Origin of the sequence: Pseudomonas sp. GOM6, from assembly GCF_029537485.1 — a bacterium.
In the GTDB taxonomy this organism is placed as follows: domain Bacteria; phylum Pseudomonadota; class Gammaproteobacteria; order Pseudomonadales; family Pseudomonadaceae; genus Aquipseudomonas.
On the sequence record NZ_JARPUS010000013.1, the window covers coordinates 60,787 to 79,863 of the forward strand.

Below are 19,077 nucleotides of genomic sequence, written 5' to 3' on the forward strand. Positions count from 1 at the left end.
CCGACCATCGCGGCTAAAGCCGCTCCCACAAAAACCGTCCCGAGCCGCGGTCGAACAGCAGAAACAAAAAGGCCCCGCAATGCGGGGCCTTTTTCATTACAACTGAGTTCAGGCGCTGCGCGGCACGCGCCCGGGCTTCTTCTTGTCCTGCAGCAGGTGCGAGAACACCGCGTGCAGGTCATCGGTGGCGCTGTCGTCTTCCAGGTTGAGCTTGGCGTCCACGCTGTCCATGTGGCGCATCATCAGGCCCACCGCGCGCTCCACGTCACGCGCCTCGATGGCATCGATGACCTGGTCGTGCTCGTCGTCCGAGCAGTGGGTACGGCTGCTGCTTTCGTACAGCGCGATGATCAGCGAGGTCTGCGATACCAGGCTGCGCAGGAAGCCAACTAGCGTCTGGTTGCCGCCGGCCTCGGCCAGTTTGAGGTGGAACTCGCCGGACAGGCGAATGCCCTTGGCCCGGTCACCACGGGCGAAGCAGGCGCGCTCTTCCTGCACCATCTGGCGCAGGCCGGCGATCTGCGCCGGTGTGGCATGGGCGCAGGCCAGCTCGGTAATGGCGCGCTCGATCATGCGCCGCGCGTAGAAGATCTGCCGGGCTTCGTCAGCGCCGGGACTGGCAACCACAGCGCCACGGTTGGGGCGCAGCGACACCACGCCCTCGTGGGCCAAGCGCGACAGCGCGCGGCGAATGATGGTGCGACTGACACCGAAGATCTCACCGAGCGCTTCTTCGCTCAGCTTGGTGCCTGGCGCCAGGCGCTGTTCGAGGATGGCCTCGAAGATGTGTGCATAAACCACTTCGTCCTGGGTACCCGCACGGACGGCCTTGGTGGCACGCGGAGTCTTGCTCAGAGATTGCACGGCTTCGTTCATGTGGCTCACGTAGGAATAAGGACTCTCGTTGACGCGACACTACGACGAAGCGAGGGCTGTTGGCCAGTCTCTGATCACGCAGGCGCTTGATTGCGGGCATTGTACACAAAATATCCGCCATAACCATGCATCCCAAGCGCCATGCGGCCTGCATCGATGGTGAGCGGCCCAGGGAAATCCTTAGAACGCTTTCCCCGGCTTTTTCCTGAGCATATTTGAAAACATCAATTGACTTTTTTGTACACAAAAAGATAATCCAATCGCACACTTTCTGACTTAAAAGTCAGGAACAGGCACAGCCCCGTGAGGCAAAGCACCTCAAGTCGACTCGCCGCGCAAGGGATTCAGGTCAACCAGCCGGACGAACGACTCACAACAACATCTGAGAGGTACCTGCTGTGGAAAGCGCTAAACAACAAGAACAACGACCGCTTGCGGAATATTCATCGGGACGAGGGCTGCTGGAGCGCCTGTTCAAGCTCACCGAACATCGCACCACGATCAAGACCGAGATGATTGCCGGCCTGACGACCTTCGTCACCATGGCCTACATCATCTTCGTCAACCCCAACATCATGGCCACCGCGGGGGTCGATCATGGCGCCGCGTTCGTTGCCACCTGCCTGGGTGCGGCGCTGGGCTGCTTCCTCATGGGACTGTATGCCAACTGGCCGGTCGGCCTGGCGCCCGGCATGGGCCTGAATGCCTTCTTCACCTACACCGTGGTCGGCGAGATGGGGTATAGCTGGCAGGTCGCCCTGGGTGCCGTGTTCCTCTCCGGCATTCTGTTCATGATCATGAGCCTGTCGAAGATTCGTGAATGGCTGCTCAACAGCATCCCGATGAGCCTGCGCTTTGCCATGGGGGCCGGGGTCGGTCTGTTCCTCGGCCTGATCGGCCTGAAGACCGCCGGCATCGTCGTCGACAGCCCCGCCACGCTGCTGACCATGGGGTCGTTCAGCGAACCGTCCGCCCTGCTCGCCGCCATCTGCTTCCTGCTCATCGCCGTGCTCAGTCACCGCAACGTGTTCGGCGCGATCCTGTTCAGCATGCTGGCCGTCACCGCCATCGGCTGGATGTTCGGCCTGGTGGAATACAACGGCCTGGTCTCCATGCCACCGAGCCTGGCGCCGACCTTCCTCGCCATGGACATCGCCGGCGCGCTGAATGTCGGCATGATCAGCGTCATTCTGGCCTTCCTCTTCGTCAACATGTTCGACACCGCTGGCACCCTGATGGGCGTTGCCCACCGCGCGCACCTGGTCGATGAAGACGGCAAGATCCAGAACCTGTCCCGCGCCCTGAAGGCAGACAGTACGTCCAGCGTGATCGGCTCCATGGTCGGCTGCCCGCCGGTCACCAGCTACGTGGAGAGCGCCTCGGGCGTCGCCGCCGGTGGCCGTACCGGCCTGACCGCCATCGTGGTCGGCCTGCTGTTTCTGGCAGCCATGTTCTTCGCCCCACTGGCCGGCATGATTCCCGCGTATGCCACCGCTGGCGCGCTGATCTACGTCGCCATGCTGATGATGAGCGGCATGGCCCATATCGACTGGAAGGACCATACAGACACCATTCCGGCCATTGTCACCGTGGTGATGATGCCGCTGACCTTCTCCATCGCCAACGGTATTGCCCTGGGCTTCCTCACCTACGCCACGCTCAAGCTGCTGACCGGCCAGCGCGACAAGGTGTCTGTCAGCCTCTACGTGCTGTGCGTCATCTTTATCGCCAAGTTCGCCTTCCTCTAAGGTCAGACTGCGCCCACGAAGCCCCGGTAGCGATACCGGGGCTTCTGCATTCTGCCAACACCACGCCTAATCGCCTTTGTCGGCTGGGTTAGGCCAAAGGCCGCAAACCCAGCGCAGAGGCAAGACGCATAGCATTCGCTGGGTTTGCCAAGCCTACGACCTGCTGCCTGGCGCCACGCTTGCGCCATCCGGCCACAAAAAAGCCCGCACTAAGCGGGCTGCAAAGCACCAAAGGACCGGTAGAGCTCAGCTACCGCGATAGGTCGAATAGCTGTAAGGCGAAATCAGCAGCGGTACGTGGTAGTGCTCCTGCTGCTCATCGATGCCGAAACGCAGCACCACCACATCGAGAAACGCCGGCTCGGCCAGCTGCACGCCGCGAGCACGGTAATAGTCGCCGGCATGGAAATGCAGCTGGTAGACGCCCGAACGGTAGTTATCGCCCTGCAGCAGCGGGGCATCGCAGCGGCCATCGTCGTTGGTCTTCGCCTTGGCGACCAGCTCCAGCCCGCCAGCCTCGACCCGGTACAGCTCGAGGGTGATATCGCGGCCAGGGCTGCCGTGGGCGGCATCCAGTACATGCGTAGTCAATCGTCCCATATCGCACAGGCGCCAACGGCGCCTTACCTCCTCTGCTAAAGATTGTCGTGGGGATCTAAGCTAAACACATAGAACAGCAAAGTCGTATTTTTGTACACAATTTTTACGCACAACAACAGCGCAAATTGACCATAACCCCATTGGAAACGCGCCATAAAGGCGCGGCAGCCGGCCATAAACAGGCGCAACAAATATAGAAATAGTGATTTACAGGCTGCGATTGTTTTTGTATACAATTGCTCAGGCCAATTAATCCGGCGACCCCGGAGCGGCATCCACTTCGATGAAGGAATCCACACGTGAGCGCTGACTATCCTCGCGACCTGATCGGCTACGGCAGCAATCCTCCCCATCCACACTGGCCGGGCGATGCCCGTATCGCCCTCTCCTTCGTGCTCAACTACGAAGAAGGCGGCGAGCGCTGCGTCCTGCACGGCGATAACGAATCCGAAGCCTTCCTCTCCGAGATGGTGGCCGCCCAGCCCCTCAAGGGCGAGCGCAACATGAGCATGGAGTCGCTCTACGAATACGGTAGCCGCGCCGGTGTCTGGCGTCTGCTCAAGCTGTTCCAGCGTCACAACATCCCGATGACCATCTTCGCCGTGGCCATGGCCGCGCAGCGTCATCCGGACGTAATCCGCGCGATGGTCGAAGCCGGCCACGAAATCTGCAGCCATGGCTACCGCTGGATCGACTACCAGTACATGGACGAGGCCCAGGAGCGCGAGCACATGCTCGAAGCCATCCGCATCCTCACCGAACTCACCGGCGAGCGCCCGGTTGGCTGGTACACCGGCCGCACCGGCCCGAACACCCGGCGCATCGTGCGCGAGGAAGGCGGTTTCCTCTACGACAGCGACACCTATGACGACGACCTGCCCTACTGGGACCCCGCTAGCACGCCGGACAAGCCGCATCTGGTGATCCCCTACACCCTGGACACCAACGACATGCGCTTCACCCAGGTGCAGGGCTTCAACTGCGGCGACGATTTCTACAACTACCTGCAGGACGCCTTCGACACCCTCTACGCCGAGGGCGAAGCGGGCGAGCCGAAGATGCTGTCCATCGGCATGCACTGCCGCCTGCTCGGTCGCCCGGCGCGTATCGCCGCCCTGGCGCGCTTCATCGACTACGTGAAGAGCCATGACAAAGTCTGGTTCGCCCGCCGCGTCGATATTGCCCGCCACTGGCACGCCACCCACCCCTTCAAGCAAGAGAGCGTGAAATGAGCCGCTTCCAGACCCTGACACCCTCGAGCCTGAGCCGCGAGGCCTTCGTGGCTGCCTTCGCCGACATTTACGAGCACTCGCCCTGGGTCGCCGAGAAAGCCTACGACCTGGGCCTCGACGCCTCGGTCGACGAGATCGACAGCCTGCACCAGCGCATGGCTGACATCCTGCTCAGCGCCAGCCGCGACCAGCAGCTGGCACTGATCAACGCTCACCCGGACCTGGCCGGCAAGGCAGCCATCCGCGGCGAGCTCACCGCCTCCTCCACCTCGGAGCAGGCCGGTGCGGGCATCCACGAGTGCACTGCCGAGGAATTCGCCCGTTTCACCGAACTCAACGATGCCTACAAGGCCAAGTTCGGCTTTCCCTTCATCAAGGCGGTGAAAGGCAGCAATCGTCACCAGATCCTGGCGGCCTTCGAGGAGCGTATTCACAACTCCCCGGAGCAGGAATTCGCCACCGCCCTGGCCGAGATCAACAAGATCGCGCTGTTCCGCCTGCAAGCACTCTGATTGCAGACGGCCCGCCCCTTTCACCTGAATAAGCAGACAGCCATGCGTACTCTGAAGATCGAACCGTTGACCAAGGAAGCCTTCGCCCCGTTCGGTGATGTCATCGAAACCGACGGCAGCGACTACTTCATGATCAACAACGGCTCCACCCGCCGCTACCACAAGCTGGCCACGGTGGAGACCGCGCAGCCCGATGACCGGGCGATCATCAGCATCTTCAGCGCCGAGGCGCTGGACATGCCGCTGCGCATTCGCATGCTGGAGCGCCATCCGCTGGGCAGCCAGGCCTTCGTGCCGCTGCTCGGCAATCCCTTTCTGGTCGTGGTCGCGCCACTTGGCGATGTACCTGTACCGGGTCTGGTCCGTGCCTTCCTCACCAACGGCAGGCAGGGCGTTAATTACCATCGCGGCGTCTGGCACCACCCGGTGCTGACGATCGAAAAGCGGGATGACTTCCTGGTGGTTGATCGCAGTGGTTCCGGTAACAACTGCGACGAGCATTACTTCACCGAGGACGAGCAACTGCTCCTCGCCCCCCACCAATAAGAGAAGCCTGTCGGGCTGCGTGTAGGCCGACGGGAAAGAGGTAACGACTGTGGACGCACATCTGACCGAATGGCTGAACCTGGGCATTCGCTGGCTGCACATGATCACCGGCATCGCCTGGATCGGCGCATCCTTCTACTTTGTCTGGCTGGAGAACAACCTCAACCGCAGCAACCCGCGCGACGGGCTGTCCGGGGACCTCTGGGCCATCCACGGCGGTGGTATCTACCACCTGGAAAAATACAAGCTGGCGCCGCCGAAAATGCCGGAGAACCTGCACTGGTTCAAATGGGAGGCCTACTTCACCTGGATGTCGGGCGTGGCGCTGTTGATGGTGGTGTACTACCTCAACCCCAGCCTGTACCTGATCAAGCCCGGCGTGGAACTGGCCCCGGCCGCCGCCATCGCCATTGGCGCCGGCTCCCTGCTGGTGGGTTGGATCATCTACGACCTGCTGTGCGACTCGCCGCTGGGCAAACAACCCGCCCTGCTCGGCCTGGTGCTGTTCGTCCTGATCATCGGCGCCGCCTGGGGTTTCTCGCAGATCTTCAGCGGCCGTGGTGCCTACATCCATGTCGGCGCCGTGATCGGCACCATCATGGTGGGCAACGTGTTCCGCATCATCATGCCGGCCCAGCGCGCCCTGGTGAAGGCGATCGAAGAGAACCGCACGCCCGATCCGGTGCTGCCGGCCAAGGGTCTGCTGCGCTCGCGCCACAACAACTATTTCACCCTGCCGGTGCTGTTCATCATGATCAGCAACCACTTCCCGAGCACCTACGGCAGCCAGTACAACTGGCTGATCCTGGCCGGCATCGCCATCGTCGCGGTGTTGATCCGTCACTATTTCAACACCCGCCACGAGAGCAACAAGTTCGCCTGGACCCTGCCGGCCGGCGCCCTGGGCATGATCTGCCTGGCGTTCGTCACCTCGCCCAACTACAAGGCCAGCACCGCGCCGATCGCCAATGTCGCGCCGACTGCCCAGCAGGAGCAGGCGGCAGCCACACCGCCGGCCCAAGCCAGTGAGCCGGTGCAGGTGAATAAGGTCGAGGAAGTGCCCGCCACCACAACCCCGGCTACGGCAGCGCCGAAGCTGGACAAGGTGGTCAGCGTCATTCACGAGCGCTGCACCGTCTGCCATTCGGCCCAGCCCACCAGCCCGATGTTCAGCGCTGCACCCGGCGGCGTGATGCTCGACACCCCCCAGGAGATGCAGGCCAACGCCGCACGTATCCAGGCGCAGAGCGTCGCCACCCAGATCATGCCGCTGGGCAACATGACCCAGATGACCCAGGAAGAGCGCGACCTGATCGGCGCCTGGATCGCCAAGGGCGCCCCCATCAACTGATCTACCACGACGGGCCGCACTGCCTCCCTGGCGGCCCATCGCTTCGTGCCTGTCTCCCGACAGGCCTTTTTATCCCCCGCCCCGGGTGCCTCGATTTTCTGGCCCCAAGCCAGACGTCCGACTGCACACGCCCGGGTATTTCCCGACCCGCCCGCTGGCGGGTTCTTTTTTCGGGGAATGACTGGCCCGAGCGTGGATTATGCTGACGCGACAGGCGTCGAGCTGAAGGCACCATTGCGTGCGTTCATCCCCTCGGGCGACTTGGCCTGGAAAGTCAGCGCCTGCGCGCGTAATGTTCGCCCCCGTCAAAGCCATGATCTTCAGTGGATATGCCTCACATAAGTATCGATGTGGCCGACTGCGCCACGCGCCTGCGGGCTGGCCAACTGGTCGCCATGCCCACCGAAACTGTCTACGGCCTGGCTGCCGACGCCCGCCAGGATGCCGCCGTGCAGCAGGTGTTTGCCCTCAAGGGGCGGCCGAGCAGCAATCCGCTGATCGTGCACCTGCAGAGCGCCGCGCAAGTGAGTGAATGGGCCGCGCAGGTGCCGGCGGCAGCACAGCGCCTGATGGACGCCTTCTGGCCGGGTCCGCTGACGTTGGTGCTGCCAGCGCGGGACGAGGTCTCGCGCGCCGTCACCGCGGGGCAGAACAGCGTAGCCCTGCGGGTGCCGGCGCACCCCACCGCGCAGGCGCTGCTGGCGGCCTTCGGCGGCGGTCTGGTGGCGCCCTCGGCCAACCGCTACATGTCGATCAGCCCGACCAGCGCCGAGCACGTGGCGCAGCAGTTCGCCGCCAGCGACCTGTGGATTCTCGACGGCGGCCCCTGCCAGGTGGGCCTGGAATCGAGCATCGTCAGCCTGCTGCCGGACGACAGTCCGCGCCTGCTACGCCGGGGCATGCTCGATCAGGCCCGCCTGGAGGCCGTGATCGGAGCAGCGTTGGAAGGCAAGGCCGGCAGCCTGCGCGCGCCCGGCCAGCATCATCGTCACTATGCACCCAGCACCCCTACCCTCGCCTTCGTGCAGACGCCGGCCGAGGCCCTGGCCTCGCCGCGCTGCGGCTGGCTCTGGTGCGGTGGCGCACAGCCCAGCCAGGGACCGGCCCTGGACCTAGGCGACGAGCCGCAGGCCTACGCCGCACAACTCTATGCCGCGCTGTATCAGCTCGACGCACTCGGGCTGGAACGCCTGTATATCCAGCTGCCACCGCAGAGCGAGGCCTGGGCGGCAGTGCACGACCGCCTGGCCCGTGCCAGCCAGCGCCTGGACTGACGCCTCAGCCCAGCAGACTGGGAATTTCCAACGGCGCGTCGGCGAAGCGGCTGAAGGCCTGCGCTGCCGGGGATGGACTCTTGGTGCGCCAGCGCACCAGGTACCAGCGGTTGGGAATCGGGAAGCCCTCCACGTCCAGCTCTACCAGATTGCCCGGCGCCGTATGGATCAGGGTGTGCCGCGACAGGATGGCGATGCCCAGACCGGCCGCCACGGACTCCTTGATTGCCTCGTTGCTCTCGATGGTCATCTGCGGTCGCAGGGTCCAGCCACAGCGCGCGAAATGCTCCTCGATGGCCAGGCGTGTGCCCGAACCGGGCTCACGGCTGAGAAACGGCTCCGCCGCCAGCTGCTCCCAGCGCAGGCGCTGACCGGCGAAACGGTGGCCGGCTGGCGCGATAACCACCAGCGGGTTGTCGGCCAGTGGCACCACCTCCAGGTCCAGGTGCCGCGGCGGCTGGCTGAATACGTAGAGGTCGTCGCGGTTGTCCTCGAGGCGGCGGATCACCTCCGAGCGGTTGGCGATGTTCAGTTCAACCTCCACCTGTGGATATTGCCGGCAGAACGGGCCAAGCAGCCTTGGCACCAGGTATTTGGCCGTGGTCACCGCACCGAGGCGCAGCTGCCCGGCGGTCAGCCCGTTGAGCTGCGCCAGGCGCATCTCCAGATGATCCAGGGCGTCGAAGATGTCCCGCGCACCTGCCTGCACCTCGCGCCCGGCATCGGTCAGGTGCAGGCGCTTGCCGAGCTGTTCGAACAACTGCATGCCCAGGGCCTGTTCGAGCTTGGCAATCTGCGTCGACACCGAAGGCTGAGCCAGGTGCAGGGCACGCGCCGCTTCGGTCACGCTCAGGCGCTCGGCCACGGCGAGAAAGGTTTCCAGCTGGCGGAAGGTGGTCTGGCGAGTGTGGAAGCGCTGCCTTTTCATTGCTCATCACCGATGATATTCGACTCAATAATCTATTTTTGACTATATCGATGACTGGTGAAAATGCCTGCAACGACATCTGCAGGAGTTATCGCCATGTCTGCCGCTCAAGCCCCTCACGGAACGCTCACTGCCACGCAGCAGGTGCAGCACGTCAGCTTTCTCACCTGCCATGACAAGACTCGCCTGGTTGCCGACGCGCTCGCGCCGCTGGGGCTGCGCATCGACACGGTGAACAGCTATGACACCGATCACTTCGGCACCTTCAGCCGCGAAGTGCCTCGTCAGGGCAGCGCCCACGACTCGGCGCTGGCCAAGGCGCAACTGGCCTGCTCACTGGGTGCAACGCGTTACGGCCTGGGTAGCGAAGGCAGCTTCGCTCGCGACCCGCACCTGGGCTGGCTGCCCTGGGATTACGAGATCCTCTGCTTGTGGGATGCCCAGCTGGAATACCCGGTATTTGCCATGGCCGGTTCGGGCGCCACCAACTACGCCCAGGCCGAGATCGCCAGCCTGGAGCAGGCGGAGACCTTCATGCTGCGCGCCCGCTTTCCCGAGCACGCCCTGATCCTGGGACGTCCTGGCGAACCCTGGTTCCGTAAGGGGGTGCGCAATCCAGACTGGCTGCGCGGCCAACTGCAGTGGCTGCTGGAACGCGAGGCGCTGGTCTGGCTGGAAACCGACATGCGTGCGCACCTCAACCCCCTGCGGCAAAAGGTGATTCGTGAGGCGGCCGAACAGCTGGCGCAGCGCCTGGCCAGCCGCTGCCCGCGCTGCCGGGCACCCGGCTTTGCCGTGGCCCGCAGCGAACCCGGGCTGCTGTGCGGTGATTGTGGCCTGAGCACGCCCCTGGCAGCGGCACACGTCTGGCAATGCCCGGCCTGCCAATATGAGGAACGACAGGCCGTCGGCCGGCTGGCCAGTCCCGGCCAATGCGCGCAGTGCAATCCATGAGCAGCATTGCCGCCGGTGCGCGCCTGACCCACCTGCGCGCCCTTGAGGCCGAAGCCATCCACATCCTGCGTGAAGTGGTGGCGGTGATGCGCAACCCCTGCCTGTTCTATTCCATCGGCAAGGATTCCACCGTGCTGCTGCACCTGGCGCGCAAGGCCTTTTTCCCGGGGCCGCTGCCGCTTCCCCTGCTGCACGTGGACACCGGCTGGGAGTTCCACGAGATGGGCCAGTTCCGTGATCGTCTGGCCGCCCGCCTGGGCCTGGACATGCGCGTGCACATCAACCCCGACGGCGCGCGGCTGAACATCACGCCGTTCTCCGTGGGCTCGGCCAAGTACACCGACCTCATGAAGACCGAGGCGCTCAAACAGGCGCTGGCGCAGTACGCTTTCGACGCCTGCTTCGGCGGCGCCCGGCGCGACGAGGAAAAGTCGCGGGCCAAGGAGCGCGTCTGTTCCTTCCGCGACCCGCACCAGCGCTGGGACCCCAAGCAGCAGCGCCCCGAGCTGTGGCAGCTGTACAACACCCGGATCAATGCCGGCGAAAGTCTGCGGGTGTTCCCGCTGTCGAACTGGACCGAGCTGGACATCTGGCAGTACATCCACCTGGAGAACATCGACATCGTCGACCTCTACCGCGCGGCGCCACGCCCGGTGGTGGAGCTGCACGGCACGCTGATCTGCGTGGACGACGAGCGGCTGCTGGAGCACCTCACCCCGCAGCAGCGCGCCGGTATCCAGACGCGCTGGGTCCGTTTCCGCACCCTCGGCTGCTACCCGTTGACGGGGGCCGTGGAATCCCAGGCGCAGACGCTGCCGGCGATCATCCAGGAGATGCTGCTGACTCGCACGTCCGAGCGCCAGGGCCGGGTCATCGACCATGACCAGGAAGGCTCGATGGAGAAGAAGAAAATCGAGGGTTACTTCTAAACCGCTCAACCTCTGCCGCCAGAATCACCGAGGCCGCGTCATGCAGGCGCGGCCTCGGTGTTTTCAGGCATCCGGCAAGGCCTCCCAGCCGCAGGCGGTGCGCCGCTCCAGGCGCGCCGGCTGGCCGTCCAGGCGCAGCAGGTACAGCCAGCCGTGCTGCACCAGATCGCGCACCACTGCGTGCACCTCGATCACCCGGTCGATCATCGCCTGCGGCGCTTCGATGACCACGTGCAGGCGCAGCGGGCGGTGCATCCACTGCTGGCCGTCGTGCAGCGACTGGCGCGCCAGACCGATGCGCAGATCGCCGCCGTTGCCCTCGAACACGCCGATATGGCCGCCCACCACGTTGTGCAGCAGCTTATTGCCGCTGCCGAACCGCAGGTTGTCGGTGGTGGAGGTGAAGTACTGCAGGTTGATCCAGTGCGCCACCACCATGGGCGCGGTCATGATCAGTTCCAGCACGCTGCCGTCGCGATCCTCGCGCCAGTCGTAGTCGTGCAGGAAGGCACGGCCCTGCAGATCCACGCCACGGGTGCGGCTGCGCGGTGCGGCGATGAACGCGGCGTTGCCGGCCAGGCCCCACTCGGGGCGGGTCTGCGCCCAGTCGCGGGCGCGCCGGCGCAGCCGCGCGAGCAACCTGTCGGGCTGCTCGCGCAGAGGCGCCAGGCCCAGCTTCGCCGCCCGCTGCCGACGCACCTCGGCGGCGGCGCTGTCCAATGCCGCCCGCAGGCGCTGCCAGCTGGGTTGCAGTGTCGGGGGCAGCGCCGCGTGATCGAAGACCTGGACTTCATCAGTGGTGGTGTTGTGCAGCCCGGCCAGCACATGGCAGTGCGGCGGCAGATCAAGTCCGCGCTCGCGCAGGCCGGCGCGCACCCCGGTTTCATTGAGCAGGCTGGCCAGCAGGCGTGCATTGATCTCTCCGCTCTGCCCGCAGCAGGCACCGCAGTCGAGCCCGGCTGCCTGTGGGTTGTTGGCGCTCTGGCTGCCATGCCCGACCAGTACCAGCAGTGCCGGCACGGGCCCGCTGAGGCCCATGGCCGTGAGGATGCGTTCGGCCAGGTCGACCTTCTGCGCCAGGGCCATGGTCGGCAGCTGCGGTTGCAGGCGTTGCCATTCACTGCGGCGCCAGGCGCTGCGATCCGGCTGGGCTGGGCTGTCGCTCAGGCCGTAGGTGCGCCGTAGCAGTGCGCCGGCGTAGCCCAGGCCGACGCTTTCAACCAGGGTAAAAGTCGAGGCCGGCAGGCGTTCGAACAGGCGCCAGCTGCCCTGGCGCGCGAGGCGGCCCTGGCGTGCCTGGGCCAGCTGCCGGTCCTGCGTGGCGTCGCCCGTGCCCTCGCCCACCTGCAGCTGCGGGGCCAGCAACCCCGGCAGTTGTGGGCGTGTGGCGCGGGTGCCCAGCGGCGTATAGGCGATCGGCAGGCCGAAGAAGCCGGCGAAGCCGCCGGTCTGGAGATCCGGGCAGACCTGTTCCAGCGCCCGGCGCAGCGGTTCGGAACGCACGTCGATGCAGAAGAACAGCTTGGCCAGCGGCACCGCCGGCGACGCCGCTGGCGCAGCCCGGCCCAGGGCGCGCTGCAGCTGTTCCTGCCAGGCCAGCTCGTCGGCCCGCTGCCAGGTCTGCAGAGCCTGCCAGGTCGCCGAGGGCGGCTGTTGCAGGCGCGCCTGCCAGGCCGCACGCCAGCACTGCCAGCGGCTGTCACCGTCGCGCCGGCGGTCATCCACCAGCCACTCCCAGGCGGCGCGAATGGCCAGCAGCTCGAGCATGCTGTGGTCGTCAGCCCCCTGCAGACGCGCCTGCCAACGCCGGTAGGCGCACCAGGAGGCCCAGCCAAGGCTGCGCAACAGCAGGCAGTCGAACCAGGGCGCCCAATCTGCCGCCGTAAGGCCAAGGCGCTGCACCGCCGCCTCCAGGGCCGCCTGCGGTTGCTCCGGCAGCTCAAGGATGCGCTGGTGCAGATCACGACAGGCGCTGAGCACACTCAGGCCCTTGTCCGCCAGCATGCTACTGCGCCAGGCCTGGTACAGCCCGGTGCTGTTATCCGCGCGCCAGTCCGCCTGCTCGCGGTCGAACCAGGCGGCGCAGCACTGGCCGATCTGCTGGGTGATCAGCACAGGCCAGCCCGGCAACGGAATGCCCGGTTCGGCCAGGTCTTCCAGCAGCGGCAAGCCGTGGCCGGGCTCTTGGGGCGCGTCCAGTGCCTGCAGCAGGTCGGCTGGGCTTTCGGCCATACCGCGCTCAGCCAGTGCCTGACGCAGGTGGCGCTCGGTGATGGTGCCGTCCTGCCAGGCCTTGCGGTAGTCGGCGGCATCCAGGGTCAGGCGACTGCCGGCGCGCTGCCAGAGCTGCTCGGCGACCACCTGCCAGGGCTGCTCGCGGCGCTCCCACAGCGGGCTGACGGCGATCATGCGGTCAAGCGGCCAGGTTGGCGCGATCCGCGCACAGGCTTGGCGCGCTGCCTCGTGCAGGGCTTGCCGGTCGAGGCCGGCGAGAGGTTCTAGCGCAGTCATGGGCGGTCTCCAGAGGTTGAGATGAGGGGCTGCGACGAGCGCACCGGCCACAGGCGGAAGGTCAGGCGGGTGAAGTACTCGTCCAGGTAGAAGCCAGCGAACGCCAGTGGGTAGAGGCGTTGCGCCAGAGCGCCGTTGGGATGCGCGATGAGCAGGGACTGCAGCAGAAACAGGCCAAGGAACAGCAGCACCGCCAAACCGGTCAGCGCCAGCGGCGTAGTGCCGAGCGGCTGGTCGAGCACCCAGCCGGCAAGCTGGTGCCACAGCAGGTAGGCACCCAACAACAGGGTGAACATGGCCAGCCCGTACGGCAGTTGCCCACGGCGCAGGCACCAGGGCGCCAGGCCGATGGCCAGCAGCGTCAGGACAACCAGGGGCAAGGTGTGGCCCGGCAGCGCCCAGGCCCACAGCGTATGCAGCAGGGCCAGCGCCAGGCCTGCCAACAGCAAGGCGAACAGCAGGCCACCCAGCCCCGGCGCGGCCGTCTGCGGCTGCAGGGCATGCTGGCGGGCCTGAGCCACGGTTTCGCCGGCCGCGAGGAAGGCATGTGCCTTGTACAGCGAGTGAGCCAGCAGGTGCACCAGAGCCAGTTCGTAAAGGCCCAGGCCACATTCCAGCAGCATCAGACCCATTTGCGCGCAGGTCGACCAGGCCAAACGAACCTTGATGCTGATGCGGGTCATCATCACCAGCGCGGCGATCACCGCCGTCAGACCGCCCACCACCACCAGCAGGCTCTGCGCCGGTACGGCCGCGGAGAACAGCGGGGCGAAGCGCAGCAGAAGAAAGCCTCCCAGGTTGACCAACCCGGCGTGGAGCAGCGCCGAAACCGGCGTTGGTGCTTCCATCACCTGGATCAGCCAGCCGTGTACCGGCAGCTGGGCGGACTTGAGGATCACCGCCAGGGCCAGCAACAGTGCGGCCAGTTGCAGATCCCAGCCCAGCTGGCCGCTGGCCTGCAGGCGCGCGTTCACGGCCTCGAGAATCGTGGCGATCTGGCTATCGCCGCCGGCACGCACCAGCAATACGGTAGCCAGCAGCAGGCAGGCATCCGCCAGGCGGCTGGCGAGAAATTTCTTGTGCGCCACCACCAGCGCTTGGGGGCGGTCGCGGTAGAAGGTCAGCAACTGGTGCAGGCACAGGCTGGAGATGATCCAGGCACCGACAAGCAGATACAGGTTGGCGCTGGTCACCACCGTGGCGACGGCGGCCAGGGTGGCGAGCAGCGCCAGCACGTAGCGGCGCTGCCCCGGCTCACCCTCCAGATAGCGCCGGGAATAGTCGATGATCACCAGGGCCAGCAGGCCGACCAGGCCGGCCATGGCCAGGACGAGACGGTCGCTGCCCTGCTCGTCCAGGGCGGCCTGTATCCAGGCGGCTAGCACCAGACTCAAGCCCAGATAGCCGGCCGCCCGGGCCGGCCACCAGAGCCGGTATGGCGAACCCATTAAAGCGGCTGGCAACAGGGCCAGGGCATAGACCCAAGGCAGCAGCTGAACCAGTGAGAAAGACAGACCGGGCATGGCATAGGCTCCACAGACGCTTGATGGCGCCAGTGTCGTGGAGCGCTTGAACTATTAAAAATAGATTGATAAGAATTGATCGTTCACATTTGAAGAACCAAAAATGCGCCGACTGAATTTCCACCACCTGCACTACTTCTGGGCCGTGGCCAAGGAAGGCAACCTGACCCGCGCCGCCGAGGCGTTGCATGTGTCGCAGTCGGCACTATCAACCCAGATCCGCGTGCTGGAAGACCAACTCGGCCATGCCCTGTTCATTCGATCCGGCCGCAGCCTGCGGCTGACCGAGGCTGGGCAACTGGTACTGGACTACGCCGAGACCATCTTTGCCCTCGGCAGCGAGCTGCAGGCCACCCTGCACAACACCCGGCAAGCTAGCCAGACGCTGCGCATCGGCGCCGTGGCCACCCTCTCGCGTAACTTCCAGGAGAACCTGCTGCGGCCCTTCCTCGGCCGTGCGGGCCTGCACATCACCCTGGAATCCGGCAGTGTGGATGAGCTGCTGGAACGCCTGGCCCTGCACAAACTGGATGTGGTGCTGACCAACAAGGCGGTCAGCGCCGACAATCAGCGCACCTGGCAGTGCCGCCTGCTCGATCGCCAGGCGGTCTGCCTGATCGGCCCGCCGCGTGCGGATTCACGCCCCTTCGAGCTACGCCGCGACCTGCAGCAGGCCCGCCTCATCGTGCCCGGCCGCAGCAGCGACGTGCGCAGCCAGTTCGAGGTCTACTGCAACAGCCATGGCCTGCAGCCGGACATCTGCGCCGAAGTCGACGACATGGCCATGCTGCGCCTGCTGGCACGGGACTCCGGCGACATGGCGCTGCTGCCGGCCGTAGTGGTACAGGACGAACTGCGCAGCGGCGCGTTGCAGCTGTATGCCGAAGTACCCGACATCGCCGAACAGTTCTACGCCGTTACCCTGCAACGCCAGTTCAGCCTGAGCATTCTGGATGAACTGCTCGGCCTATCGCCGCCCAAAGACAGCACATAAAGGAAACGTGCTAGCCAGGGGTTATTGCAAATTCGCTGCCCGCTAATGAGCGACAACCGCCACCGCTTAAAGATCTCTGGATTACCCCGCAATGTCTCCGGCGAGACTGAGCTTCAGTACCACTACTTTTCCTTTGAAGGATGGGGCAGCAATTAGCACTGCTTTCAGGGAAGTACCCTCCTCGTACGACAAGACGAGGATGCCGGCTAATACCAAAGGCACTAACAGACATAGACTGCGCCCTGATCAAAGGCGGTACGCCTCCATAACTGCAGTCGACGGCCAAGGACAGGCCATAGACATGCTGCTATCAGCTTCGTACTCTTTGCCAGGCCATGTCGCTTTTTCTTCCCGCCTCATGTCGCACCTCCACCGCCACCCCGCAGGCAAATGAAGGACTTACCGATGGACAAGGAACGTTATCCGACACAAACGGCGCAAAATATTACGCCACATCTGTCGTCTACTTATAGTTAGCCTAATCGTGGTTTCCTTATATGGTTTTGTACCGCGTGAATCCACTGCATCGCTCCACCGCTTTAGGTTTCACCAGGCGTCAAAAATGCGTTGGCTGAACGGCCGCCCTCACCATCCGGGCACGTTCAAAATCGCTGTCAGTCAGCAGCATCGTCACAATGAATTGGGCGCGGTTTTTCAGCTTCACCGCGTAGTTTTTAAAAAGCAGAATGCTGGTAGTTTTAAATGGCGTGCGGCAGGAGAGCTAACAAACGGTTCAAGTCGCTCGCTGTGCTCGCTGGGACTGGCTAAAGCCAGCCCCTTAACCTGAACGTTAGACAAACATGAAAAAATTCGCCAGCTCAATATTTGTCTTACTCGTATCACTGCCCACTTACAGCGCAGAGATAGGCGAGCACCACAATATGCAAATCGAAGAAATAGAAAGAGAAATTCAAAATAATCAAGATTTATACAGCAGACCTAGAATCGCTCATTCCGTGCCGCAAACAGCTAAACACAAAGACCCCATCAATCTTTATGCAGAGGCGTGCTTGGCCAAAATCTTAAAATCTGAAAACTTAGCAGCCACAGGCACTGCAGTAAATGGAACTGCGCTTGTAGTATTTTCGGTAATCCAAAACGGAATAATTGAGGACGCCAGCTTTATCAAGTCATCCCAAAACAATGAAACAGACCAAGCTATTCGCCAAACCATACAGCGCACACCATCATGTGGGGAGTTTCCAGCGCAACTAAAAAAACAGGCCAATAAACTATCCATTCTCCGCGAATATCATTTTATAAAGGCAAATCCAAACCTGCCCTGAGCCATTTGTCTAACAATGTATATGGACTCTCCCCACAAGTAGTGGGCAAAGCTTTTGATCTACGCTGTCGGCAGCGCGGTTGCTTTCGTATATCCGGCCTGCAGCGCGCGTAGGCACCCTGGCCATTTTGTAGTTTGCGCAGCGGGGCTGGATGTCCAGAGCTGCACCTTGGATGGCCGTTAACCTAATCCTCAGTGGCGGCTTTACAGAAAAAACGGCGCATCAGCGCCGTTTTTCTTAACTGGTACACGCAATCAATGTGCATGCGCGGCCTGTCGTCGACGCTTTGCTGAGGCTTGCGCCCCCTCCTCCCCACTGTCGGCCTCGATGATGGGAACCTCATTGCCATCACAGTCGTACAGCTTGCCGTCACGGAAGTAGTCGCCATCGTTGAGGGCGGCGATGTCCTGATAACGCAAGGTGCGGTCGCTGGCGGCGACGAATACCGACTGCTGGTCGGAGTTGCCGGCCTTGAGGTGGTTGAACAGCAGGTTGAGCAGGATCGCCATGATCGCCGCCGAGCTGATGCCGGAATGGAAGATGGTTTCGAACCAGGCCGGGAAGTGGTGATAGAAGCTGGGCGCGGCGATGGGGATCATGCCGAAGCCGATCGAGGTGGCGACGATGATCAGGTTCATGTTGTTGCGGTACTCGACCTGGGCCAGGGTGCGAATCCCACTGGCCGCCACGGTGCCGAACAGCACCACGCCTGCGCCGCCGAGCACGGCAGTGGGCACGGCGGCGATCAAACGGCCCATCACCGGCAGCAGGCCGAGGGTGACCAGAATCAGGCCGGCCGTGGCCACCACATAGCGACTCTTGACGCCGGTTACGGCTACCAGGCCGACGTTCTGGGCGAAGGCGCTCTGGGTGAAGGAGCCGAACAGCGGCGCCAGGCTGCTGGAGATCATGTCCGCACGCAGGCCATTGCCCAGGCGCTTGGAGTCGACCTTGGTGTCGATGATTTCGCCCACCGCGAGGATGTCTGCCGAGGTTTCCACCAGGGTGACGATGATCACGATCAGCATCGACAGAATGGCGGCGAGCTGGAACACCGGCATGCCGAAGTGCAGCGGCTGTGGCATGGCGACCAGCGGACCTTCCAGCACCTGAGAGAAGTCAGCCATGCCAAAGCCTACGGCGACGAGGGTGCCGATCACCATGGCCAGCAGGATCGACAGGCGAGAAATGCTGGCATTGCCCAGTTTGCTCAGCAGCAGCACGGTGGCCAGGGTGAACGCTGCCAGGCCGATATTGGCGGTACTGCCGAAGTCCGGCGCGGAGCTGTTGCCGCCCATGGCCCAGCGCGCCGCGACGGGCATCAGGGTCAGACCAATGGTGGTGATGACGATGCCCGTCACCAGGGGCGGAAAGAACTTGGTGATGCGTGAGAACACCGGCGTGATCAGCAAGCCGATCAGTGACGCGGCAATAACCGCACCGAACACCACCGGCAGCCCTCCCGCGCCATTGCCACCGATGATGGCGATCATGGTCGCCACGCCGGCGAAGGACACGCCCTGCACCAGCGGCAGCTGACAGCCGAAAAAGGGAATACCGAGGGTTTGCAGCAAGGTGGCGAGGCCACCGGCGAACAGCGAGGCCGCGATGAGCAGGCCGATATCGGCCGGTGCGAGACCAGCCGCCTGCCCCACGATCAGGGGAACGGCGACGATGCCGCCGTACATGGTGAGCACATGCTGCAGCCCGTAGGCCAGGTTGGCAGCAACGCCGAGGTTTTCGTCCTCGGGACGCCGTGTTGCGGAGGATGATACGGAGGAAGTCATATGCAGTTGCTCGCGTTGTTGTTCTG

General features: G+C 63.9%; 17 protein-coding genes. 11 read left to right on the plus strand and 6 right to left on the minus strand.

The genetic code is table 11. The annotated features are described in order from the left end of the window. Nucleotides 1-108: 108 nt before the first annotated feature. Nucleotides 109-876 carry a GntR family transcriptional regulator gene (locus tag P7A97_RS15430; protein ID WP_277690881.1) on the minus strand — a complete coding sequence of 256 codons (768 nt, stop codon included), beginning with the start codon at nucleotides 874-876 and terminating at the stop codon, nucleotides 109-111. A 398-nt stretch (nucleotides 877-1,274) separates the two neighbouring features. Between P7A97_RS15430 and P7A97_RS15435 the strand changes: the two genes are divergently transcribed. Then, a complete protein-coding gene (locus tag P7A97_RS15435) occupies nucleotides 1,275-2,624 on the plus strand; it encodes an NCS2 family permease (RefSeq protein WP_277690882.1) in 1,350 nt (449 codons plus the stop codon). Between the two features lie 246 nt (nucleotides 2,625-2,870). Here the strand turns inward: P7A97_RS15435 and uraH are convergent, their stop codons facing one another. Then, nucleotides 2,871-3,224 (minus strand): hydroxyisourate hydrolase, encoded by a 354-nt coding sequence (uraH, locus tag P7A97_RS15440; protein ID WP_277690884.1) that lies wholly within the window; start codon nucleotides 3,222-3,224, stop codon nucleotides 2,871-2,873. 299 nt (nucleotides 3,225-3,523) lie between these two features. Here uraH and puuE point away from each other — a divergent pair, with 299 nt between their 5' ends. The 5 genes from puuE (at nucleotide 3,524) to P7A97_RS15465 (ending at nucleotide 8,139) form a co-directional block, all read left to right on the plus strand. Further along, on the plus strand, nucleotides 3,524-4,456 hold the full coding sequence (gene puuE, locus P7A97_RS15445; protein ID WP_277690885.1) for an allantoinase PuuE: 933 nt from the start codon (nucleotides 3,524-3,526) through the stop codon (nucleotides 4,454-4,456). After that, the gene (gene uraD, locus P7A97_RS15450) at nucleotides 4,453-4,968 is read left to right on the plus strand and encodes a 2-oxo-4-hydroxy-4-carboxy-5-ureidoimidazoline decarboxylase (protein ID WP_277690886.1); all 516 of its coding nucleotides are present in this window, start codon (nucleotides 4,453-4,455) and stop codon (nucleotides 4,966-4,968) included. Before puuE ends, uraD begins: the two co-directional genes overlap by 4 nt. 42 nt (nucleotides 4,969-5,010) lie before the next feature. Then, nucleotides 5,011-5,514 (plus strand): ureidoglycolate lyase, encoded by a 504-nt coding sequence (locus P7A97_RS15455; protein ID WP_277690887.1) that lies wholly within the window; start codon nucleotides 5,011-5,013, stop codon nucleotides 5,512-5,514. Nucleotides 5,515-5,563: 49 nt separating this feature from the next. Beyond that, nucleotides 5,564-6,865: a urate hydroxylase PuuD gene (locus P7A97_RS15460; RefSeq protein ID WP_277690889.1), complete on the plus strand. Its 1,302-nt coding sequence runs from the start codon at nucleotides 5,564-5,566 to the stop codon at nucleotides 6,863-6,865. 329 nt (nucleotides 6,866-7,194) lie between these two features. Further along, nucleotides 7,195-8,139, plus strand: a complete 945-nt coding sequence (locus P7A97_RS15465) for an L-threonylcarbamoyladenylate synthase (protein ID WP_277690890.1) — start codon at nucleotides 7,195-7,197, stop codon at nucleotides 8,137-8,139. A 4-nt stretch (nucleotides 8,140-8,143) separates the two neighbouring features. Here the strand turns inward: P7A97_RS15465 and P7A97_RS15470 are convergent, their stop codons facing one another. Continuing rightward, nucleotides 8,144-9,067 carry a LysR family transcriptional regulator gene (locus tag P7A97_RS15470; RefSeq protein WP_277690891.1) on the minus strand — a complete coding sequence of 308 codons (924 nt, stop codon included), beginning with the start codon at nucleotides 9,065-9,067 and terminating at the stop codon, nucleotides 8,144-8,146. A gap of 96 nt (nucleotides 9,068-9,163) precedes the next feature. On the opposite strand from P7A97_RS15470, the gene P7A97_RS15475 reads away from it, so the two are divergent. Both P7A97_RS15475 and cysD read left to right on the plus strand, forming a co-directional pair. Beyond that, on the plus strand, nucleotides 9,164-10,021 hold the full coding sequence (locus tag P7A97_RS15475) for a DUF6671 family protein (RefSeq protein WP_277690892.1): 858 nt from the start codon (nucleotides 9,164-9,166) through the stop codon (nucleotides 10,019-10,021). After that, the gene (gene cysD, locus P7A97_RS15480) at nucleotides 10,018-10,950 is read left to right on the plus strand and encodes a sulfate adenylyltransferase subunit CysD (protein ID WP_277690893.1); all 933 of its coding nucleotides are present in this window, start codon (nucleotides 10,018-10,020) and stop codon (nucleotides 10,948-10,950) included. The genes P7A97_RS15475 and cysD overlap by 4 nt, the downstream gene beginning before the upstream one ends. Before the next feature lie 63 nt (nucleotides 10,951-11,013). Here cysD and P7A97_RS15485 read toward each other — a convergent pair whose 3' ends face one another. Beyond that, entirely contained in the window at nucleotides 11,014-13,461 is a 2,448-nt protein-coding gene (locus P7A97_RS15485; RefSeq protein WP_277690894.1) for a DUF2309 domain-containing protein, read from the minus strand. Beyond that, a complete protein-coding gene (locus P7A97_RS15490) occupies nucleotides 13,458-14,984 on the minus strand; it encodes an NADH-quinone oxidoreductase subunit L (RefSeq protein ID WP_277690895.1) in 1,527 nt (508 codons plus the stop codon). Before P7A97_RS15490 ends, P7A97_RS15485 begins: the two co-directional genes overlap by 4 nt. A 103-nt stretch (nucleotides 14,985-15,087) precedes the next feature. On the opposite strand from P7A97_RS15490, the gene P7A97_RS15495 reads away from it, so the two are divergent. From P7A97_RS15495 to P7A97_RS15505, 3 genes are all read left to right on the plus strand, one after another. Continuing rightward, nucleotides 15,088-15,978, plus strand: coding sequence for a LysR family transcriptional regulator (locus tag P7A97_RS15495; protein WP_277690897.1), 891 nt, complete (start codon nucleotides 15,088-15,090; stop codon nucleotides 15,976-15,978). A gap of 562 nt (nucleotides 15,979-16,540) precedes the next feature. Beyond that, nucleotides 16,541-16,765, plus strand: coding sequence for a hypothetical protein (locus P7A97_RS15500; protein WP_277690898.1), 225 nt, complete (start codon nucleotides 16,541-16,543; stop codon nucleotides 16,763-16,765). 13 nt (nucleotides 16,766-16,778) lie between these two features. Further along, nucleotides 16,779-17,264 carry an energy transducer TonB gene (locus tag P7A97_RS15505; RefSeq protein ID WP_277690899.1) on the plus strand — a complete coding sequence of 162 codons (486 nt, stop codon included), beginning with the start codon at nucleotides 16,779-16,781 and terminating at the stop codon, nucleotides 17,262-17,264. A 254-nt stretch (nucleotides 17,265-17,518) separates the two neighbouring features. On the opposite strand, the gene P7A97_RS15510 is transcribed toward P7A97_RS15505, so the two are convergent. After that, a complete protein-coding gene (locus P7A97_RS15510) occupies nucleotides 17,519-19,051 on the minus strand; it encodes a nucleobase:cation symporter-2 family protein (RefSeq protein WP_277690900.1) in 1,533 nt (510 codons plus the stop codon). Between the last annotated feature and the right edge of the window lie 26 nt (nucleotides 19,052-19,077).

Excerpts from the sequence above, each read along its gene's own strand:
- P7A97_RS15485 (WP_277690894.1), bottom strand. The coding sequence starts at position 13,461 with ATGACTGCGCTAGAACCTCTCGCCGGCCTCGACCGGCAAGCCCTGCAC.
- P7A97_RS15495 (WP_277690897.1), top strand. The coding sequence starts at position 15,088 with ATGCGCCGACTGAATTTCCACCACCTGCACTACTTCTGGGCCGTGGCC.
- P7A97_RS15465 (WP_277690890.1), top strand. The coding sequence starts at position 7,195 with ATGCCTCACATAAGTATCGATGTGGCCGACTGCGCCACGCGCCTGCGG.
- uraD (WP_277690886.1), top strand. The coding sequence starts at position 4,453 with ATGAGCCGCTTCCAGACCCTGACACCCTCGAGCCTGAGCCGCGAGGCC.
- P7A97_RS15475 (WP_277690892.1), top strand. The coding sequence starts at position 9,164 with ATGTCTGCCGCTCAAGCCCCTCACGGAACGCTCACTGCCACGCAGCAG.
- P7A97_RS15510 (WP_277690900.1), bottom strand. The coding sequence starts at position 19,051 with ATGACTTCCTCCGTATCATCCTCCGCAACACGGCGTCCCGAGGACGAA.
- P7A97_RS15505 (WP_277690899.1), top strand. The coding sequence starts at position 16,779 with ATGAAAAAATTCGCCAGCTCAATATTTGTCTTACTCGTATCACTGCCC.
- uraH (WP_277690884.1), bottom strand. The coding sequence starts at position 3,224 with ATGGGACGATTGACTACGCATGTACTGGATGCCGCCCACGGCAGCCCT.
- P7A97_RS15430 (WP_277690881.1), bottom strand. The coding sequence starts at position 876 with ATGAACGAAGCCGTGCAATCTCTGAGCAAGACTCCGCGTGCCACCAAG.
- P7A97_RS15490 (WP_277690895.1), bottom strand. The coding sequence starts at position 14,984 with ATGCCCGGTCTGTCTTTCTCACTGGTTCAGCTGCTGCCTTGGGTCTAT.
- P7A97_RS15500 (WP_277690898.1), top strand. The coding sequence starts at position 16,541 with ATGCGTTGGCTGAACGGCCGCCCTCACCATCCGGGCACGTTCAAAATC.
- cysD (WP_277690893.1), top strand. The coding sequence starts at position 10,018 with ATGAGCAGCATTGCCGCCGGTGCGCGCCTGACCCACCTGCGCGCCCTT.
- P7A97_RS15455 (WP_277690887.1), top strand. The coding sequence starts at position 5,011 with ATGCGTACTCTGAAGATCGAACCGTTGACCAAGGAAGCCTTCGCCCCG.
- P7A97_RS15470 (WP_277690891.1), bottom strand. The coding sequence starts at position 9,067 with ATGAAAAGGCAGCGCTTCCACACTCGCCAGACCACCTTCCGCCAGCTG.